Origin of the sequence: Shewanella oncorhynchi (genome assembly GCF_030848765.1) — a bacterium.
Taxonomy (GTDB): Bacteria; Pseudomonadota; Gammaproteobacteria; order Enterobacterales; family Shewanellaceae; genus Shewanella; species Shewanella oncorhynchi.
In genome coordinates this window covers 668,077-690,988 of sequence record NZ_CP132914.1, presented here as the reverse complement: position 1 = coordinate 690,988, position 22,912 = coordinate 668,077, and the positions used below count along the sequence as shown (strand labels likewise).

Annotated in this window: 13 protein-coding genes; 5 read left to right on the top strand and 8 right to left on the bottom strand. The window is 46.4% G+C overall.

The genetic code is table 11. From position 1 onward, the window contains the following. Positions 1 to 86 precede the first annotated feature (86 nt). The 3 genes from RA178_RS03130 to RA178_RS03120 all read left to right on the top strand — a co-directional run bounded on the left by RA178_RS03130 (position 87) and on the right by RA178_RS03120 (position 4,390). Complete coding sequence (locus RA178_RS03130) at positions 87 to 1,742, top strand: cation:proton antiporter domain-containing protein (protein WP_306684502.1); 1,656 nt, start codon at positions 87 to 89, stop codon at positions 1,740 to 1,742. Between the two features lie 295 nt (positions 1,743 to 2,037). Further along, a complete protein-coding gene (gene galK / locus RA178_RS03125) occupies positions 2,038 to 3,183 on the top strand; it encodes a galactokinase (RefSeq protein ID WP_028761840.1) in 1,146 nt (381 codons plus the stop codon). Positions 3,184 to 3,355: 172 nt separating this feature from the next. After that, a complete protein-coding gene (locus RA178_RS03120; RefSeq protein WP_306684500.1) occupies positions 3,356 to 4,390 on the top strand; it encodes an aldose epimerase family protein in 1,035 nt (344 codons plus the stop codon). Between the two features lie 133 nt (positions 4,391 to 4,523). Here RA178_RS03120 and RA178_RS03115 read toward each other — a convergent pair whose 3' ends face one another. After that, entirely contained in the window at positions 4,524 to 4,928 is a 405-nt protein-coding gene (locus RA178_RS03115; RefSeq protein WP_105251357.1) for a hypothetical protein, read from the bottom strand. Between the two features lie 490 nt (positions 4,929 to 5,418). Further along, the gene (locus RA178_RS03110) at positions 5,419 to 6,420 is read right to left on the bottom strand and encodes an NAD(P)H-quinone oxidoreductase (protein WP_198573427.1); all 1,002 of its coding nucleotides are present in this window, start codon (positions 6,418 to 6,420) and stop codon (positions 5,419 to 5,421) included. Between the two features lie 409 nt (positions 6,421 to 6,829). On the opposite strand from RA178_RS03110, the gene RA178_RS03105 reads away from it, so the two are divergent. After that, a complete protein-coding gene (locus RA178_RS03105) occupies positions 6,830 to 9,937 on the top strand; it encodes a M9 family metallopeptidase (protein ID WP_306684498.1) in 3,108 nt (1,035 codons plus the stop codon). 158 nt (positions 9,938 to 10,095) lie between these two features. Here the strand turns inward: RA178_RS03105 and RA178_RS03100 are convergent, their stop codons facing one another. From RA178_RS03100 to RA178_RS03085, 4 genes are all read right to left on the bottom strand, one after another. Further along, positions 10,096 to 11,913 (bottom strand): SEL1-like repeat protein, encoded by a 1,818-nt coding sequence (locus tag RA178_RS03100; RefSeq protein ID WP_173247002.1) that lies wholly within the window; start codon positions 11,911 to 11,913, stop codon positions 10,096 to 10,098. Positions 11,914 to 12,093: 180 nt separating this feature from the next. Then, on the bottom strand, positions 12,094 to 15,165 hold the full coding sequence (locus RA178_RS03095; RefSeq protein WP_306684496.1) for an efflux RND transporter permease subunit: 3,072 nt from the start codon (positions 15,163 to 15,165) through the stop codon (positions 12,094 to 12,096). Next, on the bottom strand, positions 15,165 to 16,379 hold the full coding sequence (locus tag RA178_RS03090; protein ID WP_306684494.1) for an efflux RND transporter periplasmic adaptor subunit: 1,215 nt from the start codon (positions 16,377 to 16,379) through the stop codon (positions 15,165 to 15,167). The genes RA178_RS03095 and RA178_RS03090 overlap by 1 nt, the downstream gene beginning before the upstream one ends. Positions 16,380 to 16,675: 296 nt before the next feature. Then, positions 16,676 to 18,031: a leucine-rich repeat-containing protein kinase family protein gene (locus RA178_RS03085; RefSeq protein WP_306684492.1), complete on the bottom strand. Its 1,356-nt coding sequence runs from the start codon at positions 18,029 to 18,031 to the stop codon at positions 16,676 to 16,678. A gap of 210 nt (positions 18,032 to 18,241) precedes the next feature. Between RA178_RS03085 and RA178_RS03080 the strand changes: the two genes are divergently transcribed. Continuing rightward, positions 18,242 to 19,675: a LysM peptidoglycan-binding domain-containing protein gene (locus RA178_RS03080; protein ID WP_306684490.1), complete on the top strand. Its 1,434-nt coding sequence runs from the start codon at positions 18,242 to 18,244 to the stop codon at positions 19,673 to 19,675. A 176-nt stretch (positions 19,676 to 19,851) separates the two neighbouring features. Here RA178_RS03080 and RA178_RS03075 read toward each other — a convergent pair whose 3' ends face one another. Together RA178_RS03075 and RA178_RS03070 are read right to left on the bottom strand one after the other, a co-directional pair. Then, the gene (locus RA178_RS03075; RefSeq protein ID WP_263181805.1) at positions 19,852 to 20,973 is read right to left on the bottom strand and encodes a sterol desaturase family protein; all 1,122 of its coding nucleotides are present in this window, start codon (positions 20,971 to 20,973) and stop codon (positions 19,852 to 19,854) included. A gap of 249 nt (positions 20,974 to 21,222) precedes the next feature. Beyond that, on the bottom strand, positions 21,223 to 22,593 hold the full coding sequence (locus RA178_RS03070; RefSeq protein WP_263265936.1) for a DUF4397 domain-containing protein: 1,371 nt from the start codon (positions 22,591 to 22,593) through the stop codon (positions 21,223 to 21,225). Positions 22,594 to 22,912 lie beyond the last annotated feature (319 nt).

The following is a 22,912-nucleotide window of genomic DNA, read 5'->3' as shown; positions in this document are numbered from 1 at the left end:
TTCATTAAAAGTCCGCTTTTTTATCCAAGTGTCATAGATTTCTTATACAATCACTTACAATTTTAGACTTTTTAGATTGGAGCATCATGGAACCAGGCATCCTCATTATTACACTCATCTGCGGCATGCTCGTCAGCCGTATAGGACTCCCTCCGCTCATCGGCTACTTAGTGGCAGGCTTTGTACTGTTCATCTTCGGAATAGATAAAGAAAGCCTGCCATTACTGCAAGAACTCGCCAGCCTAGGCGTCACTTTACTGTTGTTTGCCATAGGGTTAAAACTCGATATTCGTAGCCTGTTCAAGGCCGAAGTGTGGGCGGGTTCGAGTGTGCACTTAGTGCTCTCGATCGTGATTTTTGTGCCGATTCTAAAACTCTTCGGCTTACTGGGCTTAAGCCAACTCACGAGTCTGAACCTAGAACAACTGACGTTAATTGCCTTCGCGTTAAGCTTCTCCAGCACCGTATTTGCGGTCAAAGTGTTAGAAGATAAAGGAGACGTGCAATCCCTCTACGGCCGGGTCGCTATTGGTATCTTGATTATGCAGGATATCTTCGCCGTACTGTTTTTAACTATTTCTAAAGGCGATGTACCTTCGGTATGGGCCTTTGCATTACTCTTACTGCCACTGGCTAAACCGCTCATCTATAAAGCGTTCGACCGTGTCGGCCACGGTGAACTCTTAGTGCTCTTCGGCCTAGTCATGGCACTTGTGGTTGGCGCTTGGTTATTTGAATCTGTTGGCTTAAAACCCGATCTCGGCGCACTGATTATCGGTATCTTGTTGGCGGGCCACAAAAAGTCCTCCGAGCTGGCAAAATCCCTGTTCTATTTTAAAGAACTCTTCCTCGTTGCCTTCTTCTTAACCATAGGGCTCAACGGCTTACCTACGGTATCGGATATCGTCCTCGCGGCGCTATTAGTGCTGTTAGTGCCACTTAAAATCCTGCTGTTTGTTTACATTCTTACCCGCTTTAAGCTGCGTTCGCGTACTTCTATGTTGGGCTCATTTAACCTAGGTAACTTCAGTGAATTCGGTTTGATCGTCGCCGCAGTAGCCACCTATAAAGGTTGGTTACCTCCTGAGTGGCTAGTGATCATCGCCGTGGCATTAAGCTTTAGTTTTTTACTCGCCGCGCCACTTAACGCCACCGTCGGTAATATCTACCAGCGATTCCAGCAGCGTTTAATCAAGCTAGAAAAACGCCCGTTACACCCAGAAGATAGACCCATCGCCATTGGCAATCCACGCTTTTTAATCTTAGGCATGGGCCGTATTGGTAGCGGTGCCTATGATGAACTCAGGGAACAATTTGATGGGGAAATTCTCGGTATAGAACACAAGCAAGACTTAGTCGACTTACATAAAACAAAGGGTCGCAATGTAGTGCAAGGTGACGCCTCAGATACCGACTTTTGGGAAAAACTCGACAGAGCACCTAATCTTGAACTGGTACTGCTAGCCATGCCGCACCACGCGGGAAATATGTTTGCAGTTGAGCAACTCAAAAAACTGAATTATCAAGGCAAAATCAGTGCAATTGTGCAGTACAGTGATGATGCCGCGGCGCTTCGAGAATCGGGGGTACACAGTGTGTACAACCTGTACGAAGCCGCAGGTGCCGGTTTTGTGGATCATGTGATTTACGAGCTATTGCAAAACTCGGAGAAAAACACAGTTCAAGCGGAAGATACTGTACAAGTGCCTGATCCTAAACTTAATGTGGAGCCACGTAGTTAAGTGCCTGCTAATGCTGCATTAAATTAAAATCACGCCATAACAGGTCGCACAAACGAGCAGTAACATCCTCTGCCAGTTTGTGCGGCATCCAACTAAATGCTGACTAATCTTTACAAATCAATTAACTAGATAAAACACTCAATACGCTATTTTGCCTCCTCATCCCAGTATCGATTTACTCATTGCAGCCTATCGCCATTTCAGCAAAAAATCTCAGTTACATCACTGACTCAGTCGTGATATAAATCGATGACGGTAACGAAATTAGCTCAGCTTTTTTGGAATTTTTTACAGCATGTCAAACCCTGCGCAGCGCGCCACTAAGTTATTTGTCCAAACCTTTGGCACTAAAGCCGACGATTTATATCAAGCCCCAGGGCGCGTCAATCTGATCGGTGAATACACGGATTACAACGACGGTTTTGTACTCCCGGCAGCCATTAATTTTCATACAGTCATTGCGGTAAAACGCCGTGACGACACTAAGTTTCGAGCCGTCGCCGATGCGTTTCCCGGACAAATTAAAGAGTGGGTTTTCGGCCAAGAAAACGACATGGACCCGCAAGATGGCTGGGTGAATTACCTCAAAGGTTTTACCGCGGCTATGGCGCAAACGGGCTTATTAGCCAAGGGCTTAGACTTAGCCATTGTGGGCGATGTGCCACTTGCCGCAGGTCTTTCATCTTCGGGCGCACTCGTTGTCGCCTTCGGTACAGCCATTAGTGATACCAGCCAACTGCATTTATCCCCAATGGCAGTGGCGCAACTCGCACAGCGCGGCGAACACAGGTATGTTGAGTCGGCCTGTGGCATCATGGATCAAATGTGCAGCGCCATGGGTGAGCAAGACCATGCACTCCTGATTGACTGCTTAGATCTCGATAGCGAAGCTATTCCCATTCCAGAAAACCTAAGCCTTATCATCATAGATGCCCATATCGAGAAACAACGCTTAGCCGCGACCAATGAGCAACGTCGCACTGAGTGTGCACAAGCGGCAGAGTACTTTGGCTTAGATGCTCTGCGTCACCTCGATTTACGCCAACTAGAAAGCGCAAAGGCCGATTTAGATGAAGTGTTATACCGCCGGGCGAAACACGTCGTCACTGAGAACCAAAGAACTCAAAATGCTGCCCGCGCCCTAGAGCAAAATAACATCCAAAAATTCAGTCGTTTAATGGCAGAATCCCATGCTTCTCTGCGTGATGATTTTGAAGTCACACTGCCCGAATTTGATACTTTAGTTGAAATTGTTAGCCAAGTGATCGGCGAACGTGGTGGCATCCGCATGACCGACGGCTGCGTGGTCGCCTTAGTCGACCATGAACTGACGGACGCTGTTGTTGCCGCCGTTGAACATGAATTCTTCGAAAAAACCGCCATCGATGCCACAGTGTATTTATGTTCCGCCAGCGCTGGCGCGGGCCGCATCGATAACTAGCCAGAACAGGCAATGAGCCGCACTTAAATCAAAAAAACCGAATAGAGTGACTACACCGTCGATAACATACGAATTCATCACTGATCTTTATGCTGTTGATGGCAAATAATAGGGTTAACATACTCATTTAACACAATAAGTAGTGAGCATATTCAACACAGAGGGAAGCTAAATGGTACGTTTCAGTGTTTTGGATCCTTGGATAGATCCCCGCGGCGGTGAAATCGAACGGGTTCGGATCGACAATGGCATACTCGCATTAGAAGTCATCAGCTTAGGCGGTATTATCCGCGCTCTGTGGACTCCTGATAAACACGGCGAACGTGCCAATATCGTCTTAGGTTGTGATAGCGCCGAAGATTACTTGACCCAATCGGCTCATTTAGGTGCCATTGCAGGCCGCTTTGCAAATCGCATCGCTAACGGCAAAATGCACTATCAAGGTCATGATTATCAATTAGATGTAAACCAAGCGACTAACTGTTTGCACGGCGGCCGTGAGGGTTTTAATCGTAAAAACTGGCAACTAGGTCAACTCCCCGACGGTGTGCGTTTGACCTTAATGAGCCCAGATGGCGACATGGGTTTCCCCGGTAATTGCACGGTTCAGCTGGATTACCGCCTCGCAGGCAATAATTTGTACGTAGAAATCTTAGCCTCCGTCGATAAAGCCTGTCCCGTAAGCCTCACCCAACACAGTTATTTCAACCTCGATGGCACAGAGACCAATCACGAGCATCTGATGCAAATCGATGCCAAGCGCTATCTGACCATGAACGATGTCAGTGTTCCCACAAGTATTGCCCAAACGACAGGGTCGATTTTCGATTTAAGTCAACCAATACGCTTAGGTGACAAGCTGCATGCCGCTGAACTCGCAAGCACTCGCGGTTATGATCACTGTTATATGATGAATAATCCCGATGGCTCACTCGCCCGTTTTGGCTGTTTAAGCAGCCCCATTAGCGGTCGTGCTATGACGGTTTATACTAATCAACCGAGTGTGCAGCTGTACTGTGCTAATTTTTTAAATGGCACAGTAGGTCGCAATCAACAGGTATTAAATCAACATCATGCTGTGTGTTTAGAGCCGCAGATGCTGCCAGACTCACCGAATCAAGGCGAACGCTTTGGTGATGATGTTTGGTTAATGCCAGGCAAGGTTTATCACCACATTAGCCGTTATCAGTTCGATGCCGATGCGTAGCCATTCGCAATAAAAATTGAGAAAACGAGGAAAGCGCGGTTTAGCAGAAGGGAATAAATAAAGCGATAAGGAATAAAATAAACACTACTTTATTCCTTACACTCACAGTGTTAGCCCTTAGGCCGACACTGTGTTAATCATCAAAATCATCGCCCCAATCATCGTCAAAATCCACGCCAACGGCATCAGATTCGACTTCTGGTTCAACTTCAGGCTTCGCCTTACGTACAGGCGCAGTTTCCTTCACGTTGTTCAAGTCAATGCGAGCTTGATGTTTACTCATAAATTGAGATCTTGCCGCCTTCCATGCACCACCAAACTTAGCCTCAGCAGCTTTTAACGCAGCCTCATCTAAGTCGTATAGGTTCACTTTGACTATATCTTCCACATACTCAATGATCGCATCGCGATCGGTATTGTATAGGTAGATACGTCCTGGGGAGGCATCGGGCAGCTGGTTGTCATGGACGACAATCGCGTTGCCTTTCGATGTTCTCAGCTCACCATACCAAACCTGTTTCTTTGCTGTGTTATACATATATGCTAATACCCTTAAATCAACACATACACCATGAGTTTTTTAGCCTGAATAAGCGAAGCATCGCTTGCTTTGATCCACGAATAGCGCCTGAAAGTCTCTGACGTTTTCAACTGGGTATTTTTACAGAATATTTCCGATAATCAATGCCTCATACCATGAAATTTTCACTAATTACGTATTAATTTCTGCCAAAGTACCCAAAAAGTTTAATCATTAACGACTTTAGTCTAAAAAATCGACGCGGCAAGTTTTATTCCCAAGAAAAAGCAATCATATCTATGGTGTTTGATGAGTCATCAACGTTAACAATTCGAGGTTGCTGTAAAGTTAACCATCAAGGTTATCCATGAGGATTTAATTACAGCGCTACAAACTCATATTTACCGAACAATGACTAAGCCACTATGATGTCAGAATGTCTTCTAGATTGACTCGAATGGCAGCGACTTAAAGCAAATATGTCGCTGCAAAATCCAGTATGCCTAGCTCAAATGACAGTCAGTATTACTTTGCCCCTGTGCTCACCCGACTCCATCAAAGCATGGGCTTTAGCGGCCTGTGCTAATGGAAAGGTTGCAAAAATATTGGGGACAATTTTATGGGCGTTTAACAACGGCCAAACTTTCTCAAATAATTCAGCGGCAATTGCTGCTTTGGCCTCCACGCTCTGCGGTCTTAGGGTCGACCCTGTCCACATGATACGTTTTGCCATCAGGCGGAAAATCTCGACCTCGGCTTTAGGCCCCCGTTGCATAGCTACCGACACCATACGCCCGTCCATCGCTAAGGCTTGTAAGTCGAGATTGATAAAATCACCACCCGCGATATCAAATACCACGTTTACGCCCTTATCTTGAGTGAGTGCCATCACAGGTTCAACAAAGTTTTGAGTACGATAGTTGATGACTTCAGCGGCGCCAAGGCTCAAGCAATAATCGCGCTTCTCATCCTGTCCCGTCGTCGCTATCACTTTTGAACCCAGCGCACTGGCCAACTGAATAGCCGTACTACCAATGCCACCTGAGCCACCGTGGATCAGTACCGTCTCGCCCGCTTTGAGTCCCGCACGCATGAACAGGTTGCCCCATACGGTGAAGAAGGTTTCTGGCAGCGCAGCTGCCTGCACATAACTAAAGCCCGTTGGAATAGGCAAACAATGGGCAGCATAGGTGAGCACATACTCGCCATAACCGCCGCCCGGCACTAAGGCGCATACCTTATCGCCAACTTGCCATTGGCTCACGCCGTCACCGAGGGCACAAATATCCCCAGCAACCTCAAGACCAATAATCGGTGATGCTCCCGGTGGCGGTGGATACGCACCCACTCTTTGTTTAACATCGGGGCCATTCACTCCTGCTGCATGTACGCGGATCAACACTTGCCCCGCAGCAGGGACAGGCAAAGGCGAGCGCGATAGCCGCATCACCTCGGGCGCCCCAGGTTGCTCAACATGAATATGGGTGTACTCGCTTGGTAAAGCTGACATAAAAGCTCCTGTGAGAATGGCACCAACCTAATAGCAGATTGCTATGCTTAAACGGTTCGTTTGCTAAACCTTAATGCGGCTAAGCTAGCGCAATTTCAAGCCAAATAGCCACAGTTATTCCATTCTATATTCCATCGCACTAAATCAAGCGGCTGACGTTAACCATTTGAACTGAAAGCTGAACCTAAGCTGAACAGAAAAGATGTATCAAAAAAATATTATGACAAATACTAGATATATTAAAAACTTACAGCCATTATTCTGAGGCATTATTTGCTGGCTGCGATGTTTGTCGCGCTATTGTTATCACGCAAATAATCCAATGAGGTTTGATGCAAGTCTGTGTTAAATGCATCAAATAACGCCCAAGGAAGATCTGCTTTGCAGACTAGATAACTACGGATACACAATGAAAAACACACTACTCTTCGCAGCAATTAGCTTAGCGATTGCAACTCCCGTTCTTGCCCATAACACCCATGCAAGCCCCCCATTAGGCAACAACAGTTCACCAGCTCAACCCGTCCCGCCACCGCCCTCTGCACCGATTAGCTTAATTGAATCACATAGACCACTGCTACGGGAGACGCCATTGATGGCATCCCCTAATGATCCTACGATGACAGAGCAGCCTAAGATTCATTCACGCCAGAAACGTCAGATAGAGGTCTCGGAGCAACCCCCACTTAAGTTGCAGAATCGTAGCACCGCGATGCAAGTCAGCGACTGCAGTGACTTTGTTGGGAAATCAGGTCAGGCACTAGTCAATGAACTGAGCCAATCGACACCCGAATGCGTCGGTAAGCTCTATAGCCTCAAAGGCAGTGCTGCGACCGCGCTATTTAGCGAGGCCAATGTGATCAGTGTGGCTAATGCCATTGCCGCTAAAGCCAAGGACTACACTGGGGTCGATGTTCAGCATCTTGAGTCCCATATTTACTTTGTCCGCGCCGCCCTCTATGTGCAGTTTTACAGCCCAAATGATGTGCCCGCTTACAGCAGCGCCGCTAAGGCCAGCTTAAAATCAGCCCTCAACGCTTTATTTGCGAACGCTGCGATTTGGACAGTCTCCGATGCTAATGCTGGCGTGTTGAAAGAAGCCTTAATCCTGATTGACTCAGCCGAGCTCGGAGCCGATTTCAATCATGTCACTATCAAAGTGCTTACGGACTATGATGCTAATTGGCAAGCCAGCTTCGCCATGAACGCCGCAGCCAACTCAGTGTTTACCACCTTATTCCGCGCTCAATGGAATGATGACATGCAGGCGCTGTTCGCGCGTGATCAAGGGATTTTAGATGCGCTGAATAACTTCCAACTCGAACATCGCAACTTGTTAGGCACCAATGCAGAGTACCTTTTGGTCAACTCAGTTAAAGAGTTATCTAGGCTGTATTACATTGATGCCATGCGCCCGCGAGTGACCCAGCTGGTCAAAAACATCCTCAGCAGCACCAGCAAAACCGAACCGAGCAAAGTGCTTTGGTACGCGGCGGCAGAAATGGCAGACTATTACGATCGCAGCCATTGTAACGATTACAATATCTGTGGTTTTAAGGCGCAGTTAGAAGCCGATGCTTTACCTTTTAATTGGAAATGCTCCGACAGTCTCAAGATCCGCGCCCAAGATCTCTATCAAGATCAAGCCAAGTGGGCCTGTGATGTGCTAACCAGCCAAGAAAGTTATTTCCACAGTAAACTCGAAACGGGCATGCAACCCGTGGGGCAGGATAACAACGATGACTTAGAGCTAGTGATCTTCGGCAGTTCGTCTGAGTATAAATCCTTAGCCAACAGTATATTTGGTATCAGTACCGACAATGGCGGCATGTATTTAGAAGGCTCACCCGCCGGACTCAAAAATCAGGCACGTTTCATCGCCTATGAAGCCGAATGGCGCACGCCGGATTTCCACGTCTGGAACCTGCAACACGAATACGTACACTACCTCGATGGACGCTATAACCTGTTTGGTGACTTTAGTCGTGGCACTTCGGCCAATACCATTTGGTGGATTGAAGGCCTCGCGGAATACATCTCTTACCGTGACGCAAACCCTGCGGCAATTGCCATGGGCGAAACCGGTGAGTTTATGTTATCGACCATCTTCAAAAACAACTATGAATCTGGCCAAGACCGCATCTATCGCTGGGGCTATCTGGCGGTGCGTTTCATGTTTGAACACCACAGGGACGATGTGAGACAGATTCTGGCCTACCTACGCAACGATCAATATGCAGAATATCAAGCCTTTATGGATAATATCGGCACACGTTACGATAACGAATGGCAGGGTTGGCTCGCCAGTGGTTTAAGCACGGCTGACGATGGCATAGTCGATAAGGGCCCGAGTGATGTCGACGCTGAGCCTAGTGGCCGCGAAGGCAACTGGACAGGACCAGCAGGCACTATCAGTAAGGATTACTCGCCTTGCCAAGTGACTAACGAAGCCTACCGTTACACAGAATCGGCCAGCCTGAAAATTGATGTGCCGATGGAATGTATCGATTCAAAACTCGGCCGCGCCAGTTTCAGCTTCACCAATACCGATCGCACAGCCCAAGAGCTTTGGATCAAGATTGGCGGTGGTTGGGGGGATGCCGACATTTATTTCGATTCTAGAGGCTGGGCAAGCCCTGAGCAAAACCAAGGCGCTGGTATCGGTAATGGTAATTATCAAGTGATTAAGGTGCAGTTAAACCCTAACGAGTATTGGCACTACATTACCTTATCGGGGGACTTTGGCGGCGTCGATATGCAAGTCAGCACCACTGAGCTATTTGCTGATATCGACCCCGATCTGGGGGATGGCGGCGTGGATCCTGAGCCACCAGCCAATTGCGGCGCAGCGACCTTAGATTACGGTAAGCTCACCCTAGGCAAAAATGAGTGCATCAGTGGCGGGCGTAACAGCTTCTACTTCTGGGTTGAGGAAGATGATACCCAGTTCACTATCACCACTAAGGGCGGCTCTGGGGATGCCAATATTTACTTCAATGCCAGTCAGTGGGCCGACGCAGATAATGCCGATGCAAAGAGCTCTCAAGCAGGAAATCAAGAATCGCTTAGCTTCAGCGCCAATCGTGGCTGGCGTTATATCACGATTGATACTGCCACTGAGTTTAGCGGCGTAACACTGACCTTAAGCACAGGCACGAGTAACACACCCGATCCGGTGCTCATTGCCAACGCCTGCGCGACGCAATCACCCTTAAGTTATGGTGAGCTCAGTGCTGGCAAAGCCATTTGCACCGCCGATGGGCGCAACGATTATTACCTTTGGGTACCAGAGGGAACTAATCAGCTAAGCATCAACTCCGCCCACGGCAGTGGTGATGTTAGCCTGTTTTCGGGGACGACTTGGGCGAATGCTCAACACTTCGATGCAGCCTCTGTGACACCCGCCAACACGCGGGAAAGTATCACAGTCAATGCACCAAACGTGGGTTGGTATTACATCACAGTGCAGAGTGAGCCCCAGAGTGCGGGAGTCGCACTGCAGGTTGATTTACGCTAGTTTGATGACTTGCATCGCTTAAGTAAGCAGTTTTAGCCATTACGCATAAATCAAGCATTTGAATAAATAGCAAAATCCCTGCTTCTGCAGGGATTTTTATTGAAGATAAGCTGAATAAGCGACACTGACGTCATAGAGTCTTTAGCGGCAATACGTTATTAGCGCATCCCTTCGAGCAATTGCACTCTCTCCTTGGCCCTTGCTGCATAGTCGTTTGAAAACCGCTCTGCCATTTCAATGCTCTGCTGATAAAGCGTTAACGCTGCTTTTGCATCGGCCGGTCCACCCTCGCCTTTATCTAACAGGGTTGCGAACTGGAAGTAAGCATTGCCTAGAATATCCGCTTGCAAGCCTTGTTTGGCACCCAAGGTTGTCACTTTTTCTAACCAGTATCTAGCGTTAACCGTATCTCGATAGGGTTCCAATAACAGGATATTGGCAAGTTCAGCGGCGGCGTAAAGATCTCGCTCGGCGGCAATTATCCAAAACTCCTCGCTCTGCTCAAAGTCCTCTTTAAAGTAGTAATAGGTTTCGGCGGCATCTCGCGCTAAATCAGGTTGAGCTTTAACGCTTTGGCGATAATTTTCCAATGCCGTTGTAGCATTAAAATAGGGCGAACAAGATAACACTTGATAAAACGCCATCAGACTTCTTGCCTCAGGCAACCCTTGGTCAACTAGCTGATTTAACTGCTGCCATGCCTGCGTTTCACGAACCTTATCCGCACCTGTATTAACCAAGCCACGCTCAATAACCGATAAAGGTAAACGGATTAACTCAAGCTTTGCCGCATTATCGCCAAAGCTTGCGGCGCGCTCCAGCCAATAGATCTTTTCATCGGCACGCCCCGCGTAACCCGCTTGATCTCGCAGCCAATGCAGCGCCTCAATATCGCCAGCTTCAGCGGCTTCACGGTAATATTTCTGTGCCTTAATTTTATCCTTGGGTAAGGCGTGCCCAAGCTCATAGATACGTGCTAACAATCGTTTATCAGCAGCCTTTGAACTCTGAGCTAAGGTATTGATTTGTGATTCAGGTTTACCATAGGCATACAATTTCACATCACCGTTAGCATAAGTATATTGAGTACCATCGGGATAATTCACCTCAACCGTATCAGGCTGATACCAAACATTGACCTCATACTGTTCGGCAATCTGTGGATTAAAATTCACCCGCATCACAGTCTCATCACCGCGACGAACCGCTTGAGTATAAGGACTAGCCCATAGGCTAGAAATTTGCTGCAAACTACTTTTCAGCCTAGCCTCGAAGGGTTTGTCTTCCTTAGGAGAATGAATAAATACTGGATAGTAAACTGGCGCTAAAGATAAAGGCGTAGTCGCAAGCAACGAATTATCCGCCTCGCTACCCGCATAAATAGGATCGATATTAAGTTCATGACTTAAATAAAAATCATCGTGGGGTGACACTTGAGTCGGCAACGTAGTTTGGCTAGCAACTTGTGCCGCATCCACAACAGAAGTGCGCTGCAACTTAGCAAGATATTGTTGTTTAAGTGCTTTAGCCCTTTGCCACAACGGATGGTTCGGCAGTATTGTCACATCGAGCATTAAATCCTCAAGCCGCCACAGACAATCGCCGCCACCATTCAAAGCTAAGGGCAGCGAAAACTCACTCGCTTTGCTACCACTGCTAATCACTTGCCGCAGCACTGAGGTTTCTTCGAATGTCGCGCGGTAGGGATTAGCAATATCACCACTGGGAAAACGGATTTCCTTTCGAGTACAAACAGATGAGACGTAATAACCGACAAGTTCTAATTGCGTATTAGCAGGTAATACACCAACGAACTCGAAACGCGAACTGTCTACAGGTGCAGTCACTTGATCGACGGGCAACTCACTACGAAATAAAGAATCCCAAAAAGAGGCCATGACGGGAGAGGCAAACATCAATCCAGCCGAGCAAGCCAAATATAAAAAAGCCCTATGAAAGCAATGTAACAAACTCATAATGCCAGCTCTCCGTTGCTGATGAGGCAAATCCACTCGCACTTAAACACTCGCTTAAATACAACAAAGATCATTAAGCCAACGCGTTTAGCCGTTGGCTTAAATCATAACGTATTTACAGGCAAGTTGAACCCATGCCTGTCAGCCTAGGGGCGATAAACCCAGCACATAAAACTCAACTTAAGCACTTCGCAGTCTAGCAAGCACATCCTTGGCCTTCAATTCCGCCATAGCGACATAGGCCACAGGCACTACAAATAACGAGAAGAAAGTGCCCGCTAACAGACCTCCGACTAAGACTAAACCTATGTTAGCTAATCCTAACGAGCCCGGTCCCGATGCCAAGGCTAAAGGAATCGCACTTAAAATCATGGTTAAAGACGTCATTAGAATCGGTCTTAAACGAGATTTGGCACTGCTTCGCGCCGCCTCAATCGCACTCAAACCTTGGTCTTGTTGCTTATTGGCAAACTCCACCAGCAAGATACCGTGCTTAGTCACTAGCCCCACTAAGGTTAATAAACCAATCTGCGAATAGATATTCACACTCTGACCAAACAAGGCTAAGGTCAATAACGCACCAACAATACACAAGGGCACTGTCAGTAAGATTATTAAGGGATCGACAAAACTTTCGAACTGCGCAGCCAAAATCAAATAGATAAACACCAATGCCAGCAAGAATAGCGACTGAGTGCCCGCCTGCGAATCCATAAGATCCTTCACCACACCATTGTATTTAAAGCCTTGGGCATCATTAAGCAATGTCGGTAATTGTTCATCTAAGTAGGTTTTGATTTCATCAGTTGAATAGCCGGGCATAATATCTGCCGTCAATTCAGCGCTATCAAGACCCATAAACGTCTTAATGTTAGATTCTGCCGTAGTCTGTTTAATCGACACAAATTGCGATAATGGCAGTGCTTGCCCAGATTCAGAAGTGACATACAGCTTATTCAACACTTTAAAATCACTCAGTTTGTCTAAGTTTACTTGCACTTGAATAGGATAAGTAAAACCATCGGTAGCATGTAAGTCCGCCGCCTTCACTGAGCCAAGAAAAGTAGAAAGTGCATTAGTGACATCACCATAACTCACACCTGAGAGGATAATGGCGTTGCGATCGATAGACAGATCGTAGCGTAGTTGATCCCTCAGCACTGAGTTGCCTACGTTATTCAGGCCAGGATAATCCTCGAGTAACTTTTGCACTTTGGCGGCGGTTTCGCTGAGTTCGTCCTTATTCCGATCTAAGGTCGTCAGCTCTAAACGCAAATTATTGGCAATATTGAGATTATTCGCTGAGCGAATGCTAAACGACATGTTATAGGCAGAAACGTTTTCCTTTGATGTTGTAATCAAGTCGCTGATCACATCATCTATACCCTCACTGCGCTCACCCCAAGGTTTGAGTAGCACATGGTTCACTGGCTCTCCCTCGATATAGGACAAGTTAGCCCCAACCGCGGGATGCTCGTCCATCACGCCATTAAGCTCAGCATTGTGATTGAGATGATACTGCCGACCGACACCGGTAGGGCCATTAGATGCCACATCGATAAAGCCGGAGTCCTCCGCAGGCAAGAGTATTTTAGGTAATTGCCAGTAAGCAATACCCGCAAGACCCACCAAAACCACAGCCACACCAAACATCAAGCGCTTGCGCACAAACCACTTATTCAGCTCATTGATATACAGATGATTTAACTGCTGCAGCGCATTCTCGACTCGGCTAAACCATTTAGGATGTTGCTCAGTGGTATTGATAAGATAGGCGCTCATCATAGGCGACAAAGTCAACGCCACCACGCCAGAGATCATCACGGCCGCAGCTAAGGTAAAGGAGAATTGCCGGAACAGATCGGCGGTTAAGCCCGACATTAATCCGATCGGCAGATAAACGGCGGCGAGCGTTAACGTCATGGCAATGATAGGGAAAATGATCTCCTGACAGCCTTTAATCGCCGCATTGAAAGGCGTTTCACCGTTTTCAATATGGCGATAACAGTTCTCGACCACCACAATGGCATCGTCCACCACCAGGCCAATGGCCAAAATAATCGCCAGAATAGTCAACACATTGATACTAAATCCGAGCGCCGACATCACAGCAAACACCCCAATCACGCACACGGGAATGGTAATAATGGGGATAGATGCCGCCCGCAGGCTACCCAAAAATAACACCACAATCAGCGAAACTAAGATCACCGCTTCAATCAACGCAGAAAATCCTTCGTCGATGGAGGCTTCAATAAAATCAGCTTGGTTATAAGCCAAGTTCATTTCTAAGCCTTGGGGTAAATGTTTTTGCATGCGTGCAATTTCGGCTTTAATGTTCGAAGCCACTGTCACTGGGTTAGCGTTGCTCAGCGGTAAAATCTGCAATGACATTGCACTATGTCCACCGATAGACAACATACTCGGCGACAGACTTTCCTCGCCCATCACCACATCGGCGACATCGGACACGCGGATGATCTTACCCTCGCTAACCTTAATCACCAGATCCTTCACGTCTTCAAGCGTTTCAACTTGATTCAAAGGGTTAATCGAGAAATCCCGCGACTTACCTTTGATCGCACCCGAGGTAAAACTGGCATTGTAAGAGCCTAACGTGCCCACCACATCGGCAGCTTTAATATTCAGCGCCTTCATTTGTTCAGGATTGAGCCAGACTCTGACCGCCTTTTGTGAGCCACCATATGGCCCCCAAACGGCACCAACGCCTTGAACTTGTTTGAGTTGCGGTACTAACTGCTGGCTAATGTAGTCGTACATAGCCTGCTTTTCCATGCCTCCCGCGTTCACAAAGGTGATGATATTACTGGCAGAATCTGTGGCCGAAGTATCGTCAGTGACTGTGGGCTTATCTATCATGCTCTGGGGGAAATCGTTAATCCCTTCGACGCTGCTACGCAACTTGTTCATTAAGTTGGTGTATTCAATATCGCTGGTGTCATCATTGAATTTAATCGTTAATGAGCAACGCCCCTCGCTACAGTCGGTCGACATAGTATCAACTTTATCTATGCCCGAAGCCGCAGCAATCAACTTATCGGCCACGTTGCTCGACATAAAATCGGCGCTCGCCCCTGCAATCGACGCATTCACAGATGCCGAGTGGGTGGTATGCTCAGGGAAGTATTGGATATCGAGTTTTTGAAAGGCAATCAAGCCCAGTAACACAGCCATAATACTGAGTACGGAGGCGAAGATAGGATGACGAATACAGACTTCGGGTAAACGCATTATTCAGCCACCTCAATATTTGGAGTTGAGCCTGAATCAGCACCTTTGTCAGCGCTTGATGTTGCCGCTTTATCTGCAGTGTTTCTATCTTGCACGACTTTGATCTTGCTATCGGACTTGAGGTTTTGCATACCCGTTTTAACGACTAAATCGCCTTCGGCTAAACCTTCAGTCACGACGGCATAACCGTCATTCGTATTTTGAGCGAGTTTAACTACTTGTTTTACTACGCTATCGCCCTGCACTAGCCAGACAAAACGTTCATCGTTATTGGCAATAATCGAATTTTGCGGCACTAACAGACGTTTAATCCCTAGACTATAGAACTGCTTAATGTTGGCGAACATGCCAGGAGCAAGCTTAAACTCAGGGTTTTCAAGGGCGGCATGCACTTCAACCCGTCCTGAGCTTTCATCTACCGCAGGAGCAACATAGTTAACTAACCCTTTGAATACCTTATTACCATAGGCCTCAACAGTCACATTCACCTTTTGGCCCTTTTGCGCCTTGCCTAAATCCTTCTGACTGATGGCATAACGCACTTCGACCGGATTTAAACTATAGAGGGTGACTAAGGCCGTACCAGCACCAATTTGACTGCCGATAGACTGACTAAAGCTGGTCAACTGACCATCGAAGGGAGCCTTGATCAGGTAATCGTTCATGGTGGCTTGTTTCTGGCGAAAATCCGCATCGGCCAGATTCACATTTTCCCGTAGCTCATCCACATCTTGCTTAGCAAGCGCAAAGGGTTCTTTAATCAGTAAGTCTTCGATACGCTCCAGCTTAGTTTTAGCCAGTGCTAAGGTGCTCTTGGCTTTGTCTAAATCAGCCTTGGCTTTAATGTTGTCCTGCTCGGCAATCACTTGACCTTTAGTCACTTTGTCGCCGTTACTAAAATGAATCGCGCTAATTTTTTCGCTAGCATTAAAGTTCAGCGTGGCTGAATCGATAGCGTTGATTTTACCGACTTCATTCACTACGTCGGCAAAGGACGTTTCTTTAACGGCCTCGACCGTCACAGGGATGATGTCGACCTTGTCCGCCGACATCACGGCCATAGGGGCTAAAGCGAAAATACTCGCCAGTAGAAACGGCAAAGGCGCGAATAAGGGCGCCTTTGGGAGATAATGGGGATGGCTTTTTAATGAAATATCGCATGCACTGCGTGTTCGTTCAGTTACTCTTTGTATAAACAGCGTTCGTGTAAACATAGTATGCAAACCTATCGTTCTTACTATTCAACGGACATCCTATCCGACAACAGCAAACCGGATTGAACCCAAAACTAATACCAAGTCCCCCCAAAGTGCCTGTTTCAGCAATTTGAGGTTATTTGGGTATACAGCCTATAGGCTTAATCCCAGTCAGTGCCAGTAAAAACTCGGTTACACAACCAAACAAAACAATAACTTAACGATAAACTTAATAGTGAGCACTTAAATCACACAAACAACCATAAAATACAGCAAACTTGAAACAAGTGTAGAGCCAGCCTATTAGCAAGCCACTATTTACCTTTTAACAGTGCTCCGATGGCCTTTTTCACGTCTGCAAAACAGGGGCGCTGAGCCACATCTAACTGCATGCACTCGTCTTTAATCGCACTCAACTGTGTGTAGTACAGAGGGTCAATCGAGGTATTCACATAGGCAGATGCATCCACATAGGCCAACAGATCTTCAATCAAGCAACCAAGCGCTCGCACTTCAATAGCTTCTATCGCTAAGCGTTCTGCTGTCGATAGATTGCGTAAGTTTGATGCCGCACCAAAATCCCCAAACAATAAGCTCATCTGTTGATTAACCATAATATTATGGGCGTAGACATCACCATGGCTTACTTGTTTGGTATGCATGTGCGCCATCGCATCGGCCAACTGGTGTGTGATTTTGGCGACTTCATCAAGGCGAAATTCACTACCGTCTTTAAAGGTATCGCGAGTACAGGTGACAAGACTTGGTGGTAGCCCTAAGTTACTAAACCCTGGCGGAATAAGTTCCATCACTAAACCCAATTGATCTTTCTGGCTAATGTGCGCCACGACCTTAATAAGGCTGGGATGATCACCCGTTGTGAGACAGCAATCTAACTCGTCAGCGGGATAACCATCGCTCGTCACTTCACCCTTAAAGAGTTTTACCGCAATCTGCGCCGACCCCGTCGCGGCTATCATGGCTTGATTCAACCAATCGCCTCGATAAATGACCCCAGAAGCCCCTTCGCCAAGCTTTTCAGCCAACTTGATATCACCCAGAGTCACATTCGCCACTGTGGCCACATCGGCGTGGGGATCGACTAAGGTATGGCTGAATGGATTTCCCGCAAAGGCGAGCCAAGTCAGTTTGGGCAAACTGAGTAACCAAGCTGGCAGTGCGTGGAGTTGATTGGCCGATAAACGCACTAACTCTAAGTTGCGGCAATTGGCCATCGACTCGGGCAAGGTTGTTAAACGGTTACCCGCTAAAGCTAATTTTTGCAGACGATGTAAATCGCCCATGGCCGCAGGCAATGTCTCAATGAGGTTATCGGTTAGGATGAGCCAGCGGGTTTGCAGCGGTAATGCCGCAGCAGTCACTGTTTTGATTTGATTGGCCTTAAAGCCAATCATCTCTAAATTTGTGCAGCGCCCTAATGCCTCAGGCAAATGTTCAAAGCGATTATTCGAGGCGAAAATTATCTTTAAATGCGATAAGCGGTGTAAATCCTCGGGCAAAGTGCTCAGTTGATTATTCGATAAATCGAGGATTTCGAGGGTATCGGCTAAATCAAAAATCTCCCGCGGGAACTCGGTTAAATCCTCAACCAATTGTAAACGTGTGATCCCTTGTAACTGCCCTGCCCTTAACTGCGCTAACGTCTGCACTTTGCTACCCAAGTTAATGAAAAATCGCGGCTATGGTAGCGTATAAATCGACAAAGCTAAACGCAGGATCTGCAATCAAAGGGCGGCACAATCGGCCTTAAGACAACTTTGATACGATAGGTAAAACTTGGGGGAGCTATCCAGAAACTCGAAAACAGATTAGCATGTGCACCAATATGGAATGCCCAGTCAACTCATCACAGGACAATCATGCGGACACCTTTTCGCCAAACGCACTCTTTTACAGTGCTTATGCTTGCCATGCTAATGGCCCTACTGAGCGGTTGCGCTACAACATCAGCAAGCCCATCAACCACTGAATTCAATGCCACAGCAAGTGATGTCAGTAATGATAACGACCACTCGCCACAACAGCATCAAACACCACCCGAAGTGGTTGAGCAGTACAGCGATGTATGGGAAAAGATCCAACACGCCAATACCATTGACGTCCATGATGATGCCGAAGTACGTAAACAGCGTAACTTTTTCGATGATAAACAAAAATTTATGAATCAGGTTGGCGATCGCGCCGAGCCATTTTTATATTACATAGTCAGCCAGCTCGAAGCGCGTAACATGCCATTAGAATTGGCGTTATTGCCCATAGTCGAAAGTGGCTATAACCCTTTAGCACAAGCTAACGGCCCCGCAGGACTGTGGCAAATGATCCCTGCTACTGGACGTAATTTTGGCTTAACGGTGAATTCTGCCTACGATGGCCGTAAAGATGCGCTGGCCTCAACCGATGCAGTGCTCGACTATCTACAGCACCTATACGACACCTTAGACAAAGACTGGATTAACGCCGTCGCCGCCTACAATACCGGTGAGCTAGTGATCAAAGCCGCCATTGATAAAAACAAAGCCAAGGGTAAACCTACGGACTTTTGGTCACTGGGTATCCCCGCTAAACGAGTACAAACAGTCCCTAAGTGGCTGGCATTTATTCAGATTATTCGAAATCCCAACCACTACGGTTTAAAAGTCCCCCCTATTGCTAACCGCCCTTTCTTGGAAAGAGTGCCAGCACCTAATGGCGTAGATATCGGCCAGATTGCTAATACAGCAGGGCTCAGCAAAGCCGAATTTAAAACCTATAACCCAGGCTTTCGCCAAGGTGTAATCCCCAGCAAAGGCAAATATCAAATCGCCTTACCACTGGAAAACATAGGTCATTATCAGGAAAATCAAGACAAGCTCTACGCTCAAAAACGCTATGACAGCCAAAGCTATATCGTCAAATCTGGTGACAGCCTAGGCACAATCGCAGCCAAGTTTGATATGTCAGTGAAAGCATTAAAACAGGCCAACAATCTGACATCTGACCGCCTAAAAATCGGCCAAGAGCTCACACTGTTAACGCCAATGGCGGGCAATGATAATGAGCCTGAACCCACTAAAACCAAGGCGAAGACAGATAAAAAAGTGAGCAATAAGTCGTCGACCAAGGCTAAAGCGACCACCTCAACATCGGCCGATAAACCTGCAGTAAAAGCGACCACTTACAAGGTGAAATCAGGTGATTCGCTAGATAAAATCGCCCGTAAGAATAAGGTTAAACTGGCTGACTTAATGAAGTGGAACCAGCTCAATGGCAAAAGCATTATTAAGCCAGGCCAAGAACTGAAAATTTCCGAATAACGATTGTAGTTTGAACGGCAAAAAGCCCAACAAAGCGCGGTTCCCAAGCGCTGTGTTGGGCTTGTTTCTATCCCAGTATCAGAGTTAACCGCCACAGCTCAGCGTTACTACTCAGTTGACCTAACCAATACTCCAGGACAATCATTCCAAAACAAACCACTCCAATTGCAGCGCCATTATTTTGTGTCTTTCTTCGCTAAACCAAGGGGATACAATTGCTGCTTAAACATGCCAACAGGCATGTAATCGCCCACGACACCATATTGCTCTGGCCACTCTTTCTGACCTCGAACTGCAGTCCCAAATAGGTAATCTAAAAAAGAAAAATGCGCAGCATAGTTACGGTCGATTGCCGCCTTATCGGAAGCATGATGCCAATGGTGGAATTGCGGACTGACAATTAAGTAACGTAGCCAGCCAAAGTTAACCTGCACATTGGCATGGTTAAAGACCGCCTGCACGCCAACGATAATCACATAAATACTGATGATGTCTTTGGAGAATCCCAAGATAAAAATCGGCGTAAGCACTAAACAACGGGTAGCAATCAACTCAAACATATGTTGCCTTGAACCAGCCAACCAATCTAAATGTTTCGCGCTATGGTGCACCGAATGGAAGCGCCACAGGAAAGGAATTTCATGGTAGGCACGGTGCGCCGCATATTGCATTAAATCGGCGACCAATAAAATCAACAACAGTTGCAACACAAAGGGAAGACCCGCGATAAAGCTTTGCACTGTGCTGGAAATAGCCCAAGAAAAGGTCGACTGCACAAATTGGTTTGCCACCAATAATACAAATCCAATCGCTAAGTGATTCACCAAAAAATGGTTTAAATCCCCTTGCCACTCGGGTCTCAATATTGCTTGTTCTGGTTTATGGGGTAGCCATTTTTCGATAAAAATGAAAATTAAGGTTGAGCCTAATAAGTCTAAAATAAACCAATCTAAACCCAGTGAGACCTTATGATTAGCAAAAGGCTCGACCTCAACTTGATGACCACCAAAGGCAATCGCTAAACTCACAAATACCCAAGCCACAAAGCCGAAACGCTTATTTTTATTTCGAATAAAATTCAATAAACCTAAACTGCCCGATACCACTAAGGCGACAAATATTAAGCTGCGAATAACATCGACATTATAGCTTTGGCGTAATTCGGGAGTGGTGAGATATTCGGGAAAATGAAACGCCAATACACCCAGAAACGATAATATCGCTAACATACACGCTATAGTACCGCTAATACTGCCTTCACCAATTTGGAAATGACCGTCTTTAAATCCTTTATTCATCACAGTGAACTCCTTTTCCTATATTGCTCGCGTTATTCATACCACAGCTTATTCACACCACAGCAATGCTCGGCTTAATTTTTGCCGATCAGCCTACATTAACCCCGCAGCCACAATCAATAAAAAGTGAATGCTAAGACAATAATGCTCAATCTACTAAGCCCACTAAAACGAGCACACAAAAACAGCCCAAAAAAAGCGCTACCTAAGTAGCGCTGTTTTATTAGAGCCGTTCACTCACCTTAGCGGTTAGATCTTAATCAAGTTATAACCAAAGCTAGTAGAAGGATCTTTATTCAGCACCATAGTCACATTGTCTTCATTGCTGAAATCCATTAAATCGGATGCATAGACAACGGTTTTAGTACCGTTTTCCACAGCGATAACCTTAATAGAATATTCGCCAGCTGGCACAGTCAATGACTGAGGGCTTGCTGGATTGACTGCGGTGATCTTATTTACAGCCGTTTCAATCGTGTCATTTGCCTTTAAGAAATACACGGTTAGATTGCTTTTATCGGCAAAACTCACAATGTCGAACTTAAAGCTATAGGGACTTGGCGTCTGAGTTTGCTTCATCTCCATCGCCTTCACTTGGCTGCCCTGCTCGGTCGTTTGCTCATAGATGAAGATGGTTTTAATGTCATCTTGGTTAAGGGTGATCAACACGTTATCGAGCAATTTATTTTGCGTACCGTGGTCGAACACACTCACACCAAAATCATTAAACTCAGCACCTTGATAGCTAGTCACCCCAAAAGATGGCACTTCGCTAAACAGAGTATCTTGCTTACTGCTAGCCACTTTCACATCGATAATGTGCGAACCTAAACCGTTAAAGACGCGATAATCGACACTCGCTTCTAATGCTACATGATTGCGAACATTGGTAGTTGAATCGACACTGTCCAAGGTGATTTTTGAATCCGAAGCACCAAAACCTTCGCGGATGATCAGCTTATAAGGCACCTTAGAACTGAATTTAATGTTCGCAGTTGTATAAGAAACATTGGTTGTTCCCGCTGGTGCGAGGTAAACCTTATATTCACCCGTATCCATCACTTGCGGCTGCGACACTTCACCGTAGGCCACACTGCCTAACATCACGGCATCGGCAAAGGTTTGGGTCGACTTAGAAACATAAGCGTCAAAGGCTTGGGCATGTACAGCAGTATTGGCAATCAAGAGCTGCATTTTACTGTTTTCAGCCACTTCGTTGAGCTTATCGAGTTCAGTGCGAGAATAGTTGATATTAAGTAATTTAGGTTCGGTAAAATCACCATGTAATACAAAGAAATGGTCCGTTGCAACTTTCAAATCGATATTTTCTTTATAAATAGAGATATCTTTATCAGAGGCATCCTTAGCCATCACTTCAATCGCAGTTACGCCAGCCGTCGACGTAAATCGCGGCATAGTGTCCCCATAGATCACACTTTCATAGGTTTTATCGGCAACTTTGAGTGCAGTAGCAGTGCTTCCAGCTGAAGCATTATAAAATTGCACATAGGTGGCATTTTGATCTGTGCCCTCTTCATTATTATCATCTGAGCCACATGCCGTTACCGCTAAACAGGCAACAGCCACCGCAGCGAATCCCTTTAGCTTACTTTTTATCATTGTTTCCCTCATTAGCAGACAAAAATTCAGTTCAATCTACGCAGTTATACAATGACAACAATGGCAATTTCCACTAAAAACAAAAACAAATATTTTACAAACTCAAACACTTAACAAACATTTCAATAACACACAAAAAAGTGATACAAACCACACTTTTCTGGCCCTTAATTGATACAAATGCGGCTGCTGATACTTTTGCTCGCCTCTCAAAAATTCTGCTCCAGTGGAAAATGACTGTTCTATCGAACACCTCTCTTTTAGGCTTAAAGCGACTATGGATAAACTATCCTCAAACGGTACAAACCTTGTTCGACTA